The sequence below is a fragment of the Burkholderia sp. AU19243 genome, from assembly GCF_018148075.1.
Lineage (GTDB): Bacteria > Pseudomonadota > Gammaproteobacteria > Burkholderiales > Burkholderiaceae > Burkholderia > Burkholderia latens_A.
The window spans coordinates 29,818-44,507 of the sequence record NZ_JAGSTV010000023.1 but is presented as its reverse complement, the minus strand read 5'-3'; the positions used below and the strand labels follow the sequence as shown (position 1 = coordinate 44,507).

Below are 14,690 nucleotides of genomic sequence, written 5' to 3'. Positions count from 1 at the left end.
CCGTAAGACCTATTCATGATGACCGACCGATTTCCCTTTTACGCGCGACGTACGATCCAGACCGTGGCCCTCGTTGCGCTGTGGGGTCTCGGCGGATGCAACAAGCATCCTGATGCCATGGCGCAACAACTCGACCTGTCGAACCTGTCGACGCACTACGACACGCTCGGCGCGAGTTCCCTGACGCTGAACTACACGCCTTGGTACATCCATCAGTGGGGCATCGAGGGGCCAGACGGATCAGGGGTGACTGGTGGTGGCCCTAATGTATGGCCGGCGGGAGCGGACGGCAAGCCATCGGGGGGTGGTAAGGAAACTTGCTGCAGTGACATCCCTGCAGCATGGCAGCCGGACCTGATGCTGACGGTGCGCTGGCTGGTTGACAAGAAGCAAGACGGTAAGACACCTGGGTATTGGTACAAGGCGGAAAACGTTCGGGTACCGAAATACGGCCGAGTCATGGGCGGTTTGTGGGCGGTGTTCCTGCCGGGTGACCGCGTCCGCATCATGGTGGCCGATGGCCAGAAAGGCGATGCCAACGATCCCGGCATACGCCCGCCGGACGATGATCCGTATATCGCGCACGGTGCGGTAGACGAGGAATGGAACCGACTATACCGTGCTACCGCTTTTGCCGCGACTCACGACTTGCCGGGTCCGAAGGACCAAATGGTCGATCTGTCGCCGAAGAAGATCTGTGCCGAATGCATGCTTAAGGCGGACCGGGGCGTAGCGGACCTGGTGTCCCGTTAAACCGTAGCCCCCTATTCACGATGACAGACCGACTACCCCGTTACGCGCGACGTACGATCCAGACCATTGCCCTTGTTGCCGTGTTTGGCCTCGGCGCATGCGACAAGCATCCTGGCCCCATGGCTCAACAATTCGACTTGTCGAATCTGCCGAAGCACTACGACACGATCGGCGCGAGTTCCCTGACGCTGAACTACACCCCTTGGTACATCCATCAGTGGGGGATGGAGGGGCCCGATGGGTCAGGGGTGGCTGGCGGCGGCCCCAATGTGTCGCCAGCGATGGCTGACGACAAGCCGTCCGGCGGCGGCGAAATGTGCTGCAGCAGCATCCCTTCAGTCTGGCAGCCGGATCTGATGCTGACGGTGCGCTGGCTGGTTGACAAGAAGCAAGACGGTAAGACACCTGGGTATTGGTACAAGGCGGAAAACGTTCGGATTCCGAAATACGGGCGAGTCATGGGCGGTTTGTGGGCAGTGTTCCTGCCGGGTGACCGCGTCCGCATCATGGTGGCCGATGGCCAGAAAGGCGATGCCAACGACCCCGGCATACGCCCGCCGGACAACGATCCGTATATCGCGCACGGTGCGGTAGACGAGGAATGGAACCGACTATACCGTGCTACTGCTTTTGCCGCGACTCACGACTTGCCGGGTCCGAAGGACCAAATGGTCGATCTGTCGCCGAAGAAGATTTGTGCCGAATGCATGCTTAAGGCGGACCGGGGCGGAGCGGCCCTGGTGTCCCGTTAAACCGTAGCCCCCTATTCACGATGACAGACCGACTTTCCCGTTACGCGCGACGTACGATCCAGACCATCGCCCTTGTTGCCGTGTTTGGCCTCGGCGCATGCGACAAGCATCCTGATGCCATGGCGCAACAACTCGACCTGTCGAATCTGCCGAAGCACTACGACACGATCGGCGCGAGTTCCCTGACGCTGAACTACACGCCTTGGTACATCCATCAGTGGGGGATGGAGGGACCCGATGGGTCAGGGGTGGCAGGTGGTGGCCCCAACGTGTCGCCCGCGATGGCTGACGACAAGCCGTCTGGCGGCGGTGGCGAGATGTGCTGCAGCAACATCCCCTCGGTCTGGCAGCCGGATCTGAGGCTGACGGTGCGTTGGCTGGTCTACCGGAAGCAAGATCACACGACAAATTGGTACAAGGCAGAAAACGTTCGGATACCGAAATATGGCCGAGTCATGGGCGGTGTGTGGGCGGTGTTCCTGCCGGGTGACCGCGTCCGCATCATGGTGGCCGATGGTCAGAGAGGCGACGCTAATGATCCAGGTATACGCCCTTTGGACAATGATCCGTACATCGCTCAGGGCGTGGTGGACCAAGAATGGAACAGGTTATACCGTGACGGAGGAAACGCGCAATGAGTCTCAAATGGGCCGACCTGATGCCTCAGGGGGGGCGTATTGTGGGCAGCGCCACGGCGTTGAGGAAGGGGCGCGCGCTGGTATGCGATGCGTTGATGTCCTGCCCCCAGACGCTTCACATCACGCTATTCTTTGACGGCACGAACAATAACGACTTGCCTACCAATCCGTTCAGGGACTCGCTTGTTCACACACACAGCAACGTCGCCCGACTCTTCAACGCGGCACTGGATAAAAACGAAGAAGGTGTGTTTCGTTTCTATATCCCAGGCGTCGGTACGCCGTTCAAAGAGATTGGCGAGCTGACCTATTCGACGGATGGTAAATCGATGGCAAAGGGTTTCGGCAACCGTTGTGTTTGGGGCTACACAAGGGTGCTGAATGCCATTTACAAGTCCATTGCTACGGACAAGACGCGATATCTGATTCCGGATGACAAAGCCAACGACATTTGCGCAGCAGTGGTCGATGGTCACAAACTCCCGCTGGTCGGCTACACGGATCGACTGGGCCTCGCCCACAAGCAGGCCGTCGATGAAGGACGGTATCCGCAGACGATCAAGCAAATCTGGATTAACGTGATCGGCTTCTCGCGGGGGGCGGCCTCCGCGCGGGTGTTCGTGAACAAGTTGATCAATGAGTGGGCGCCGCATGGGCGAATCGGCTACCAGACCGGCAAATATGCACTGAACTACAAGGTTAATTTCGTTGGCCTCTTCGATACGGTCGCGTCCGTTGGGCCGCCCGATTCGACGCGAGCAACTGTCGACATCGGCAAATTCGATGGGCACTTTGCATTCGCTAACGACGGTCGGCTCGATATACCAAAGGAGGTGCGATACTGCTATCACGCGTTCTCGGTACATGAGCAGCGGATGAGCTTTCCGGTTGACACGATCCGCAACGGGGACAGCTACGGTAGCGGTATTCGCGATGAAGTGGCCTATCCAGGCGTGCATTCTGACGTGGGTGGCGGTTACGCACCCAACGAACAAGGCAAAGGAGCAGCCACGTCGAGAGCGAATGACGACAGCCATAAGCTTAGCCAGATTCCACTGCACGATATGTACCTGAAGGCGGCCACATATGGTGTGCCCCTTCGCGGTGAGGACGATTTTGACCCACGGTCTCCGCTTGGAAAAGACTTCGCTCTCGCCCCGTCATTGATTGATGCGTTCAATGCGTGGCGCAAGACCGTCGATAATGTCAGCAGCGTAGAAGACGCGCTGAAGGCCGGACTAGGTCAAATGCTGGCTTGGCGAACGCTGCGCGCGGATATTGGCAATCCGCAGCGCTATGTCACCGGGCAACCATTCTTCAAGCGCGCCCACGAAGACAAAATGACGCCGCATAAGATTCAGCAGGCGCTTCCAAAAGCGGCGGAAAACGATCCGGTCATGACCAAGCTCAGGACGCAAACCGAGATGCTCCGGGCGAACGCGCTGTCAATGGGGGCGGGATATACGTCGTATATGAGTACGCAGAAGGGGCAAGTGGCGGCGTTGAATGAAGCCATGAACCGGCGTAACGAGCAACTCGCCGGCATGATCGCTCACCCCGGCGTCGCCAATCCCAGGCCTGCGCGTCCAGGCGAGGGGCCGCTCGATGTCGCGACCAATGACCAGACCGACCTGCGGCAGGGTGCGGAAGAAATGCGTCTGCTGCTTGGGTACCTTTATCCGGACCAGTGCGATCGATGGCAGGTCAAGCGAACGGAAAACCGCCCGATAGTGATGCGTGGCGGCCACGTGATCAAGGTGCCGCCGACGTATTCCGTCGCGCACGATCAGCCGGGTAGCGACTCCCCCTGCGTGACACTTGCATATAGCGGAATACTGCTCAGTTCGGTCTGGTCGTCGCTTGTGCAGAGCTATCGGGTGCAGGACGACATTGTGGCTGCGCCGTTGCCGGGCGTGGAATCATTTCTGCGTCAGCACACATCGCCCGACGCCGTGAACAAGTTGCCCGCAGCCGCCATCGCCCTGTTTGACGACTATGTCCACGATAGCCGGTGCTGGTTCCGGATACCGTATTTTCACGAGTATGCGCCGGGTGGATATGGCTTCCCTCGCGTCGTCTTTGCCGGCGGAGACACCCGCAAGGCCTATTTGGGCCTCGCATCAAACGCTTCGCCGCTGGATCTCGGCAACGGCAAGTCGCAAGCCGGCTGGGCGTAAAGCGGGCTGGAAAGCTCGCCAATCACGGGGTTTCAGATGGAACAACAAACAACAGCTCCCGAAGCGCGCCTGATGGGGTTGATTGATGCAGCCGTATGCCCACCGAAGGTAGAGCCGTTGCTGAAACAAGCCGGCGTACCGTTTCGCTCCGTTTTCGAGGGGTTGCCCGAAGAAGAGCTCGGACCGGCTTCGCTCTTCCTGGTGCCAGTGAGCGACACGAATGCCGACTGGTTTGCGGAGCTCGATCAGCTCGACCTTCAAAGCCCATGTCTGTCGTTGATCTGGAGTCGGGTCGAAATGGATGCGCTCGTCACGCACCTGCAAGCGTTCCTGTTTGCGGACATTGGCGACAACATGACCGCTATGGTCCGGTTTTTCGACCCGCGCAATACGGGGGCGGTCTTTGATGCGTGGGGCGAGCAGGTTCGCGCCATGTTCATGAGCCCGATTGCGCAGTGGATGTACCGCGGGCGCCACCAGGCGTGGCAATCCATCCAAAACGATTCGACCTCCGGCGCGCGGATATGCCGCTCCGTCATGGTCCAGCTCGAGCAAGCTGATATCGATGTTCTCACGACACACACGGAGCCCGACGAGATCCTTGCTGCACTGATCGAGTCCGGTGACGCCAACGGCAATCGCCCCTATTTCGACCGGTTTCACGACTTCATTCCCCGATACCAACGCGCGGTGCAGTGGGGAATCGCTGAGCCAGGTGATCGCCTGGTTTTCTGCCAGTACACCTACCTGTATGGCATCGATTTTGACCGGCATCAGTTTATCCATGATCTGCTAACTCGGCGTCAGCAGTCGCACGAATTGTTCGGCGTCGCCGTCGCCGGGGTCCCGACGAATGTATGGGCGGAGGTCGAGATGCTGACGGCGCGCGACACGGCGCCTGCGCCGCATTCAGTCACGCTATGAGTAACGGGAGCAAGATGGCTTTACAGATGATCGTCGTCGGTGATGAAACCTCGCACGGCGGCCGAGTGATCACGGGTTCGGAAACCCACAGGATCGACGGCAAAAAGATTGCACGCCTGCATGACCTCGTGGATTGCCCGGAAAAATATCCGGACGGTCGACCGCACGGCGTCAACAAAATTATCGAGGCACATCCGACGGTGACGATCGATGGCCAGCGCGTCGCGTTGCACGGCCATCATACCGAGTGCGGGTGCACTTTGATTGGCAGCATGACCGCCTGCGTCGGTGACTGAATTGACGTCCGAAGCGGACGTCGTATGTCGCAGATCCGATTTCTTCGTTAAACCGGCAAGACTGCCGACGAGCAATCCCGCGAGCAACGCACCGCCGCGTCGCTGTCGCGACCCGGTCGGTGCGCACCGTCGAACGCTCTTCCTGCAAACCATGGGTGCCGAGTCTTGGTCCGTGCAAGGATTCGCTCCCTGTCTCACGCCACACCGGGCCCCTTGCTTTCCGCGCGGAAACCGCGCCTCACCCCCGCCCGAAACTCGGCCGCTTCGGATCGTACGTCCACCCCGGCACCAGATACCGCATCGCGATCGCGTCGTCGCGCGCCGTGCCTCCCACCTCCCGATACAGCGCATGCGCGGCTTCGACCTGCGCCATGTCGAGCTCGATCCCGAGCCCCGGCCGCGCCGGCACCGCAACCTGGCCGCCGACGATCTCGATCGGCTCGCGCGTGAGCCGCGCGTCGCCTTCCTGCCAGATCCAGTGCGTATCGATCGCGGTGATCGTGCCGGGCGCGGCCGCCGCCGCGTGCGTGAACATCGCCAGCGACACGTCGAAGTGATTGTTCGAGTGCGAGCCCCACGTAAGGCCCCAGTCGCGGCACAGCTGCGCGAGCCGTACCGACCCCCGCATCGTCCAGAAGTGCGGATCGGCGAGCGGAATGTCGACTGCCTGCAGCCGCACTGCGTGATCCATCTGCCGCCAGTCGGTCGCGATCATGTTGGTCGCGGTCGGAATGCCGGTCGCGCGCCGGAATTCGGCCATCACCTCGCGGCCCGAGTAACCGGCTTCCGGCCCGCACGGATCCTCCGCATACGCGAGCAGATGGCCTTGCCCGCGGCACAGGGCGATCGCTTCGTCGAGCGACCATGCGCCATTCGGGTCGAGCGTCGCGCGGGCGTCCGGAAAGCGCGCCTTGATCGCCGCGATCGCTTCCATTTCGTCGGCGCCGGCCATCACGCCGCCCTTCAGCTTGAAATCGGCGAAGCCGTAGCGTTCGACCGCGGCTTCCGCCTGCCGGGCGATCGCGGCCGGCGTGAGCGCCGCCTCGTTGCGCAGCCGGAACCACGGGTCGGCCGCCTGCGTCTCGTCGCGATACGGCAGGTCGGTGCGGCGCCGCTCGCCGATGTAGAACAGGTACGCGAGCATCGGCACCGCGTCGCGCTGCTGGCCTTCGCCGAGCAGCGCCGCGACCGGCACGTCGAGATGCTGGCCGAGCAGATCGAGCAGCGCGGCCTCGATCGCGGTGATCACGTTGTCGAGCCGCAGGTTGATCTCGTGCGGCTGGCGCAGCACGGCCGCCTCGCCGGCCGACGTCACTTCGTGGCGGATCGTGCGTCCGGCCCCCGCACCCGCGCCGGACAGCGCCGCCCGCACCGCGTTCAGCGTCGCCTGGTAACGTCCGATCGGCTGGCCCACGACGACGTCCGTCATCCGCTCGAGCGCCTGGCGGATACCTTCGCCGCCGGGCACTTCGCCGACGCCCGTGCGGCCGCTGCTGTCGTCGAGGATCACCAGGTTGCGCGTGAAATACGGCGCATGCGCGCCGCACAGGTTCAGCAGCATGCTGTCGCGGCCGGCGACGGGGATCACCTGCATGCGCGTGACGCGCGGCGTGTCGGCGCGGCGTGATTCGGACATCGGTTTCGCTCCTGGTTCCGTTGATGCGCAGGCCGCCGGACGCGCCGGCGCGGCCCGCGCCGTTCAGTTCAGCTCGACGCGGCGAATCTCGCCGACGACGAACAGGTAGCAGACCACGGCGACGAGCGCGTGCGCGACGACGTACACCAGCGCGCCGTTGAACGAGCCGCTGCGATCGACGATATAGCCGATCGCGATCGGCGTCGTGATGCTGGAAAGGTTGCCGCATGTATTGAGCAACGCACCGCTCAGCCCGGCGATCTGGCGCGGCGCGGTGTCGGCGTTGACCGCCCAGCCGAGCGCGCCGAGGCCCTTGCCGAAGAACGACAGCGCCATGAACACGACGACGACCACGTGCGAGTCGGTGTAGTTGCACACGATCATCGACATCGACAGCAGCATGCCGATCACGATCGGCACCTTGCGTGCGATCGACAGCGACCGCCCCTGCTTGAGCAGCGCGTCGGACACGATGCCGCCGAGAATCCCGCCGAGGAAGCCGCACACCGCCGGGATCGACGCGACGAGCCCGGCGTTGAGGATCGACATCCCGCGCGCCTGCACGAGATAGACCGGAAACCATGTGATGAAGAAGTACGTGAGCGCGTTGATGCAGTACTGCGCGACGTACACGCCGACCAGCATCCGGTTTCTCAGGAGCGCCTTCACGTGACGCATCGACGGGCCGCCGTCGCGCGCGCCGGTCGCCTGGTCGATGTTGACGAGTGCGCCGCCTTCGTCGAGATAGTCGAGTTCGGCGCGGTTGATCCGCGGATGCACCTTCGGGTCGTACATCGTGCGGTTCCACACGAGCACGAACGCGAAGCCGAGTACGCCCATCACCGCGAACACCGACTGCCAGCCGAACGCGTGCACGAGCCAGCCCATCAGCGGCGCGAACACGACGGTCGCCGCGTACTGCGCGGCGTTGAAGATTGCCGACGCGGTGCCGCGCTCCGCTGCCGGGAACCAGGTCGACACGATCCGGCTGTTGGCCGGGAACGACGGCGCCTCGGCCGCGCCGACCAGGAAGCGCAGCCCGAACAGCATGGCGAACGCGGCCGCGCCGCTGAAGAAGCCGATGCTGCCTTGCAGCAGCGTGAACAGCGACCAGAAGAAGATGCTGAACGCGTAGACCACGCGCGACCCGAAGCGGTCGAGCAGCCAGCCGCCCGGAAGTTGCGCGACCACGTACGACCAGCCGAACGCCGAAAAGATGAAGCCCATCTGCACGTGCGTCAGGTGCATCGCGCGTGCAAGCGCGGGGCCGGCAATCGCGATCGCCGCGCGATCCGCGTAGTTGATCGTCGTGACCGCGAACAGCACGGTCAGCACGAGCCAGCGCACGCGCGTGCGCCGAGCCGTTGCCGACGCGGACGCCGGCAATGCGTGAAGCGGATTCATGACTGTCTCCTCCGAGAGCGGAAGGTGCCGTCGTGCGGCTGCGCGTCGATGCGCGTTCTCTGTAGTGAGGTGGCCGGCCGGAGGCCGAACGCCGCTGCGCTGTGGCAGGACGTCCGGGTCATTCTGTCATGGCGACATTTGCACTTTCATGCCAATTGCTGACTTGATCGATTCAGGATTTGAATCGATGAGTGACCAGCGACCGCACGGCCAACGACGGGCTCACGTGCGCGCGTCAGCGACGCGCCACCCGAAATCGGCAATATTTTACCCGGGTGATATTGACAACCAATTTACACCCGGATAAAAATAGCGCCATTCCCACTACTCACGATGGCGGCTCCGATGACGATTTCCACCTCGCTACCTTCCTGCACGGCATTCGACGGCCATCGGCGCGTTGCCTCGGGCACGCCCGCGGCGGTGGCTGTCGCGATCCGGCACGCGTATGGCGATGCGATGTCCGGCTCGGTCGTGATCTTCGACGACTCGACCGGCCGCGCGATCGACCTCGACCTGCGCGGCACCGCGGACGACATCCGTGCGCGTTATGCACCCGCGCCGGCCGAGCCGGCCACGCCGCCCGGCGACGCGGCGAGCGCAGGCGAACAGCGCGGGCGCGGCCGTCCGAAGCTCGGTGTCGTGTCGCGTGAGGTCACGTTGCTGCCGCGTCACTGGGACTGGCTCGCCGCGCAGCCGGGCGGCGCATCGGTCGCGCTGCGCAAGTTGGTCGAGGACGCGCGGCGCATGCGCGCGGCGGCGGACCGGCATCGCGATGCGCAAGCGCGCGCGTACCATTTCATGTCGGCGATCGCGGGCGACCTGCCGAATTTCGAGGAAGCGGCGCGCGCGCTGTATGCGGACGACCTCGCGCGGATGGCGGACCTGATCGCCGGCTGGCCGGACGACGTGCGGGTTCATGCGCTCGCGCTGGCGCGCGGCGAGCTGCCGCCGCCGGTCGACGCCTGTTGACGAACGCATACCGCGCGATGGCGCCGTTCGATCTGAACGGCGGCGCGCACTCGCGCCAGCCGCGACAACGGCCGAGCGCGACATGCCCGGCGCACCTGCGCGGCGCGCATCGCTCGACGCTCGCGGGCGCGACGACCGCGCATCGGGCGGTCGATCCGGCGACAGGAAAATCGATGCGCGCTGCGCGCGGCGGCCACCCGCGTCACTGCGCGCGCAGCGCATCGACGATGCTTAGCCGCGCGGCGCGCATCGCCGGCAGGAACCCGCCGACGAGCCCCATCACGAGCGAGAACAGCAGCGTCTTCACGACGATTGCCGGTGTCAGCACGAAGCGGAACGACAGGTCGGCGAAGGTCTGGAAGTTCGTCGTCGAGAACGATGCGAATTGCATCAGCGACGCGCACGCGAGCCCCATCACGCCGCCGACGAAGCCGAGCAGCAGCGCTTCGAGCAAGAACGCGGCGAGCACGTTCATGCGCTTGAAGCCGAGCGCGCGCAGCGTGCCGATCTCTGAGGTGCGGTTCGCGACCGACGCATACATCGTGATCATCGCGCCGATCATCGCGGCGATCGAGAAGATCGTCGACAGCGTGATGCCGAGGATGTTGATGAAGGTCGACAGCGCCTTCGACTGGTCGCCGTAGAACGTCTGCTCGCGCTTGGCCTCGTCGGTCAGGCGCGGGTCGACGTCGATGTCGGCCTTGAAGCGCGCGAAGCCGTCCGCGCTCGGGATGCGCAGCACCATCGACGAATAGCTGGTGCGCCGGAACGACTGCATCAGCTGGTCGACGTCGCCCCAGATTTCCGAGTCGAAGCCGCTGCCGCCCGCATCGAACACGCCGACGACCGTCCAGTCGCGTTGCGCGAAATGCAGCCGGTCGCCGAGCTGGGTGCCGCTGAAGCCTTTCGCGATCGCGCTGCCGACGACGATCTCCGACGAACCCGGCGCGAACGGGCGGCCGGCGACGAGCTTCACGCGCGGACGCAGTGCGAGGCCGGCCGGCGACACGCCGCGGATCACGACGTTCGACGGCTTGCCGCTCGTCGTCTTCACGAGCGAGATCAGCACGACCGCTTCCTTCGATACCAGCGGCCGCCCGTCGGGCCCGAGCGCGACGGACGGATGCATCTCGAGCGCATTCGCCTGCTGGTGATCGATTGCGCTCTGGATTTCCGTTTCCGCGCCCTTGCGGATCACGACCGCGTTGTCCGCTTCGCCGGTCGATACGAGCGTCTGCGTAAGCCCGGCGTCGAGCATCTGCACGGTCGCGAACACGAAGATCACGAGCGCCATCCCGCCCGCGGTGAGCGCGGTCGTGAGCCGCCGCGTCCAAAGGTTGCGCGCGATGTAGGTGAGCGGAATCGCCATGCGCCTAACCGATCGCCCGCAGGCCTTCGACCACGCGCACGCGTGCGGCCTGCCACGCGGGCACGATGGCGGCCGCGATGCCGACCGCCACCGAGCACGCGGCCTGCAGCGCGATCGTCGCGGTCGACACCTTGAATACCGGAAAGATGCCGCCCGCGGCCTGCTTGAACAGGCTCGCGGCCGGCGGCGTCGCGAGCATCCCGAGCGTGCCGCCCGCCACCGCGATCACGACCGACTCGCCGAACACGATCAGCGCGATGAAGCCGTGGCCGAAGCCGAGCGCCTTCAGCGTCGCGTATTCCGCGGTGCGCTCGCGCGCGCTCATCGCCATCGCGTTGGCCATCACGGCCATGATGATCAGGATCACCACGTACGACACGACGCGGATCGCCGCGATGATCTGGTTCGACATCGCGACGAAGCCGAGCTGAAAAGCCTGCTCGGTCTCGGTCAGCGTTTCGGCGAGTGAATTCTTGAAGACGGCGTCGACGTTGCGCGCGATCGCGGCGCCGTCGTCCGGGTTCGCGACGCCGAGCACGAACACGCCGACCTGGTCCGCCTGCTTCGGCGTGCGCTTGCGCACCGTCTCGTTCAGGTAGTCCCAGTGGAACACCAGCTGGCGTGTGATCGTCGAGTCGTCGCGGCCGTCGAGGATGCCGCGCACGACGAAATCCCACGTGCCCGGGTAGATCGTGCCTTTCAGCGGAATCACGTCGCCGACCTTGAACCCGAACTGCGTCGCGAGCTGGCGCCCGACGAGACAGCCGCGCCGGTCGCGGTCGTAGTCGGCCCGCTGCTGCGCAGGGAGGATGAATTCCGGATACAGGTCGAGGTAGTTCTCCGACACCGCGAAGCTCGCGAAGAAGTTTTTCGGATCGCGGTACACGCCGCCGAACCAGTTCGAACGCACCACCGCAGTCACGCCGTCGACACCGCGGATCCGGTTCTCGTAGCTCACCGGCAGCGGAAACACGAGCGAGATCGCGTTGCGCGTGACGAGCCGGCCGCTCGACGCGGCGGCCGCGCCGGCGTACCACGCGTCGACCACCGTATGCAGCAGCCCGAACGCGAGCACGGCGATCGTCAGCCCGAGCACCGTCAGCAGCGTGCGCAGCCGGTGCCGCAGTGCATTGCGCGCGATCAGCTTCAGCACGTACATCGTGCGCGCTCGCGTCGGTCAGGCCGCGTGCCCATCGATCAGCTCCCCTTTTTCGAGATGCACGATCGAGTGCGCGGCGCCGGCCGCCTGCGCGTCATGCGTCACCATGATGATCGTCTTGCCGAGCTCGGCGTTCATCCGCTGCAGCATCGCGAGCACGTCCGTCGCGGACGCGCGGTCGAGGTCGCCGGTCGGTTCGTCGGCGACGATCAGCACCGGATCGGTGATCAGCGCGCGTGCGATCGCGACGCGCTGCTGCTGGCCGCCCGACAGCTCGGACGGATAGTGGCTCTTGCGATCGCCGAGATTTACCATGTCGAGCACCAGCTCGACGCGTTCGCGCCGCTCGCGGCGCGACAGATTCGTGAGCAGCAGCGGCAGCTCGACGTTCTCGAACGCGCTCAGCACCGGCATCAGGTTGTAGAACTGGAAAATGAAGCCGACGTTCGCCGCGCGCCACTCGGCCAGCTGCGCTTCGTCGAGCTGCGAGATGTCGAGACCGCCTACGCGCAGCTCGCCGCTGTCGGGGCGGTCGATGCCGGCCACCAGATTGAGCAGTGTGCTCTTGCCGGAACCGGACGGGCCCATCAGTGCGACGAAGTCGCCTTCGCCGATGTCGAGCGTGATGTCGGTCAGCACCGGCACGACCTGGTTGCCGCGCCGGTACGACTTCGCGACGTGGCTGAGTTCGACGAGGGGCGGCCGTGCGTCGTTCACGCTTGCCACGCTACTTCTTCGCGACGGTCACTTTCGCGCCGTCCTTCAGCTTCGGGCCGGGGGCGAGCACGACCGTGTCGCCGGGCTTCACGCCGCGGATCGCGACGAGCTCGCCGATGCGTGCGCCTTCGGTGACGGCGGTTGCGCGCACGGTGTCGTCCTTTACGACGAACACGACCGGGCGGCCGTCGCGCTCGACCACTGCACTCGCCTGCACGGCCGTCACCGGCTGCCGGTCCTGCGGCGACGCGGGCTTCGACAGGAACGCGATCTTCGCGCTCATGTCGGGCAGCACGCGTTCGTCGCGGTCCACGAAGCGCACCTTCACGAGCACTGTTGCCTTCGAGCGGTCGACCGTCGGCACGATGCGCGACACGCGGCCCGCGAAGCGCATGTCCGGCAGCGCGTCGAGCTGGATCTCGCACGGCTGCTCCGCGCGGATCTTCGCGATGTTCGATTCGGCGACGTCGGCCTCGACTTCGAGCGTGTCCATGTCGGCGATCGTCACGACCGCGCCCTTGCTGTCCGACGCGGACGAGAACGGCGTGATGTTGTCGCCGACGTTCGCGTGCTTCGCGAGCACGATTCCGTCGAACGGCGCGCGGATCACCGTCTGGTCGACCGCGACCTGCGCGGCCTGCGCGTTCGCTTCGGCGGATACGATCGCGGCCTGGTCGCTGTTGACGGTCGCGCGCGCCTTGTTCACGCGCGCGGTGTCGATGTCGAGTTGGGCAGCCGGCACCGCGCCTTTGGGCGCGAGTGCGGCGGTGCGGCGCAGCGCGATCTCGGCGTCCCTCAGTTCGGCCTGCGCGACGCCGAGGTTCGCGCGCGAAACCTGCACCTGAGCGCGCGCCTGCGCGAGCGACGCCTGCACGTCGCGGCTTTCGAGCCGCGCGATGATCTCGTCCTGCTTCACGCGCGTGCCTTCGAGCACGCCCAGCCATTCGACGCGCCCCTGGCCTTTCGACGCGACCGCGGCCTTGCGCTGCGGCACGACGTAGCCGGTCGCGTTCAGCTGCGTGTCGTTCTGGTACGGGTATGCGGACGTGACGGACGTCGTATCGACCGTCGGCCGGCCGGTGAGCGCGAGCGCGGCCACGATCGCGGCGATGACGAGGGCGGCCGCGGCCGCATAGCGCGCCCACCGGCGCCGGCGTGGCGCGGGCGCGACGGGACGCCGGTCGATTTTCAGTTTGTCCAGATTGTGATCGGGCAATTTGGGCGCCTCGCGTCGGCGGCCGTCGCGTGTCCGGCCGCGATCCGGTTGGATCGGAAGGAGGCCAGTATAGCGTCGCCGCGGCGGGCGCGAGAGGCGGTTTGTCGGACGATTGGCACACGGGCGCACGGCCGTCGCACGGGGCCCGGGCGACGTACCCCGGGGAAACCCGAGGATGCTGCGAACGTGTCAACTCGGCGCGCGCGCGGCGCGTTATGGAGCCAGTGCGTCAGTATTGGCTGAGGCGGAAAGGTGCGAACCGACCCGTCCGGCGGCGACCGGCACTCCGGCGCGACTGACGTTCCGATGCGGATGCCTCGCATCTCTTACCGGTACGTTTGACTTTTTCTCCGCTAAAGGAAGAACAATGAAGAAGACGCTCGCTTCGATCATCGCCGCAGCATTCGCTCTCGCATCGGTTTCGGCATTCGCACAGGCGTCCGCGCCGGCAGCCGACACGTCGGCCGCCGCGTCGGCGCCGGCCAAGAAGGATCACAGCAAGCCGAAGCATGCGCTGAAGCACCACGGCTCGAAGAAGGGCCAGGCCAAGGCTGCTGCTGCATCGGCGGCTGGCACGAACGACGCAGGCACGCAGAACTAAGCACGCTTCGCCGGGGCCGGCATCGCCGGCCACCCCGTCGCGAAACCCCGCACGCTCCGGCCTGCGGGGTTTTGTT

Annotated in this window: 14 protein-coding genes; 8 read left to right on the top strand and 6 right to left on the bottom strand. The window is 65.0% G+C overall.

From position 1 onward, the window contains the following. The first annotated feature begins 15 nt into the window (after positions 1–15). From KDW55_RS27835 to KDW55_RS27810, 6 genes are all read left to right on the top strand, one after another. Positions 16–753, top strand: a complete 738-nt coding sequence (locus KDW55_RS27835) for a DUF3304 domain-containing protein (protein WP_245163573.1) — start codon at positions 16–18, stop codon at positions 751–753. A 119-nt stretch (positions 754–872) separates the two neighbouring features. Beyond that, entirely contained in the window at positions 873–1,505 is a 633-nt protein-coding gene (locus KDW55_RS27830) for a DUF3304 domain-containing protein (protein WP_245163574.1), read from the top strand. Positions 1,506–1,525: 20 nt separating this feature from the next. After that, positions 1,526–2,143, top strand: coding sequence for a DUF3304 domain-containing protein (locus KDW55_RS27825; protein ID WP_209821292.1), 618 nt, complete (start codon positions 1,526–1,528; stop codon positions 2,141–2,143). Further along, complete coding sequence (locus KDW55_RS27820) at positions 2,140–4,320, top strand: DUF2235 domain-containing protein (protein ID WP_212161795.1); 2,181 nt, start codon at positions 2,140–2,142, stop codon at positions 4,318–4,320. Before KDW55_RS27825 ends, KDW55_RS27820 begins: the two co-directional genes overlap by 4 nt. 36 nt (positions 4,321–4,356) lie before the next feature. Further along, positions 4,357–5,244: a DUF4123 domain-containing protein gene (locus KDW55_RS27815; protein WP_209821290.1), complete on the top strand. Its 888-nt coding sequence runs from the start codon at positions 4,357–4,359 to the stop codon at positions 5,242–5,244. A 14-nt stretch (positions 5,245–5,258) separates the two neighbouring features. Continuing rightward, positions 5,259–5,540, top strand: coding sequence for a PAAR domain-containing protein (locus KDW55_RS27810; protein ID WP_080294555.1), 282 nt, complete (start codon positions 5,259–5,261; stop codon positions 5,538–5,540). A gap of 238 nt (positions 5,541–5,778) precedes the next feature. Here the strand turns inward: KDW55_RS27810 and KDW55_RS27805 are convergent, their stop codons facing one another. Together KDW55_RS27805 and KDW55_RS27800 are read right to left on the bottom strand one after the other, a co-directional pair. Further along, the gene (locus KDW55_RS27805) at positions 5,779–7,176 is read right to left on the bottom strand and encodes an enolase C-terminal domain-like protein (protein ID WP_212161794.1); all 1,398 of its coding nucleotides are present in this window, start codon (positions 7,174–7,176) and stop codon (positions 5,779–5,781) included. A 63-nt stretch (positions 7,177–7,239) separates the two neighbouring features. After that, positions 7,240–8,580, bottom strand: coding sequence for an MFS transporter (locus tag KDW55_RS27800; RefSeq protein WP_040142968.1), 1,341 nt, complete (start codon positions 8,578–8,580; stop codon positions 7,240–7,242). Positions 8,581–8,925: 345 nt separating this feature from the next. Between KDW55_RS27800 and KDW55_RS27795 the strand changes: the two genes are divergently transcribed. Continuing rightward, positions 8,926–9,552, top strand: a complete 627-nt coding sequence (locus KDW55_RS27795; RefSeq protein WP_212161793.1) for a DUF2239 family protein — start codon at positions 8,926–8,928, stop codon at positions 9,550–9,552. A 202-nt stretch (positions 9,553–9,754) separates the two neighbouring features. Here the strand turns inward: KDW55_RS27795 and KDW55_RS27790 are convergent, their stop codons facing one another. From KDW55_RS27790 to KDW55_RS27775, 4 genes are read right to left on the bottom strand one after another with little or no spacing between them, the layout of a single operon-like run. Next, positions 9,755–10,921 carry an ABC transporter permease gene (locus tag KDW55_RS27790; protein ID WP_212161792.1) on the bottom strand — a complete coding sequence of 389 codons (1,167 nt, stop codon included), beginning with the start codon at positions 10,919–10,921 and terminating at the stop codon, positions 9,755–9,757. A gap of 4 nt (positions 10,922–10,925) precedes the next feature. Further along, positions 10,926–12,080, bottom strand: coding sequence for an ABC transporter permease (locus KDW55_RS27785; RefSeq protein ID WP_040142974.1), 1,155 nt, complete (start codon positions 12,078–12,080; stop codon positions 10,926–10,928). Between the two features lie 18 nt (positions 12,081–12,098). After that, positions 12,099–12,797, bottom strand: coding sequence for an ABC transporter ATP-binding protein (locus KDW55_RS27780; protein ID WP_212149701.1), 699 nt, complete (start codon positions 12,795–12,797; stop codon positions 12,099–12,101). A gap of 10 nt (positions 12,798–12,807) precedes the next feature. Next, positions 12,808–14,013, bottom strand: a complete 1,206-nt coding sequence (locus KDW55_RS27775; protein ID WP_212161791.1) for an efflux RND transporter periplasmic adaptor subunit — start codon at positions 14,011–14,013, stop codon at positions 12,808–12,810. Positions 14,014–14,380: 367 nt separating this feature from the next. On the opposite strand from KDW55_RS27775, the gene KDW55_RS27770 reads away from it, so the two are divergent. Continuing rightward, positions 14,381–14,614, top strand: a complete 234-nt coding sequence (locus KDW55_RS27770; RefSeq protein WP_040142978.1) for a hypothetical protein — start codon at positions 14,381–14,383, stop codon at positions 14,612–14,614. The last annotated feature ends 76 nt before the right edge of the window (positions 14,615–14,690 follow it).

What these genes read in the sequence shown, in the direction of transcription:
- KDW55_RS27835 (WP_245163573.1), top strand. Translation starts at nt 16, where the DNA reads ATGATGACCGACCGATTTCCCTTTTACGCGCGACGTACGATCCAGACC.
- KDW55_RS27830 (WP_245163574.1), top strand. Translation starts at nt 873, where the DNA reads ATGGCTCAACAATTCGACTTGTCGAATCTGCCGAAGCACTACGACACG.
- KDW55_RS27825 (WP_209821292.1), top strand. Translation starts at nt 1,526, where the DNA reads ATGACAGACCGACTTTCCCGTTACGCGCGACGTACGATCCAGACCATC.
- KDW55_RS27820 (WP_212161795.1), top strand. Translation starts at nt 2,140, where the DNA reads ATGAGTCTCAAATGGGCCGACCTGATGCCTCAGGGGGGGCGTATTGTG.
- KDW55_RS27815 (WP_209821290.1), top strand. Translation starts at nt 4,357, where the DNA reads ATGGAACAACAAACAACAGCTCCCGAAGCGCGCCTGATGGGGTTGATT.
- KDW55_RS27810 (WP_080294555.1), top strand. Translation starts at nt 5,259, where the DNA reads ATGGCTTTACAGATGATCGTCGTCGGTGATGAAACCTCGCACGGCGGC.
- KDW55_RS27805 (WP_212161794.1), bottom strand. Translation starts at nt 7,176, where the DNA reads ATGTCCGAATCACGCCGCGCCGACACGCCGCGCGTCACGCGCATGCAG.
- KDW55_RS27800 (WP_040142968.1), bottom strand. Translation starts at nt 8,580, where the DNA reads ATGAATCCGCTTCACGCATTGCCGGCGTCCGCGTCGGCAACGGCTCGG.
- KDW55_RS27795 (WP_212161793.1), top strand. Translation starts at nt 8,926, where the DNA reads ATGACGATTTCCACCTCGCTACCTTCCTGCACGGCATTCGACGGCCAT.
- KDW55_RS27790 (WP_212161792.1), bottom strand. Translation starts at nt 10,921, where the DNA reads ATGGCGATTCCGCTCACCTACATCGCGCGCAACCTTTGGACGCGGCGG.
- KDW55_RS27785 (WP_040142974.1), bottom strand. Translation starts at nt 12,080, where the DNA reads ATGTACGTGCTGAAGCTGATCGCGCGCAATGCACTGCGGCACCGGCTG.
- KDW55_RS27770 (WP_040142978.1), top strand. Translation starts at nt 14,381, where the DNA reads ATGAAGAAGACGCTCGCTTCGATCATCGCCGCAGCATTCGCTCTCGCA.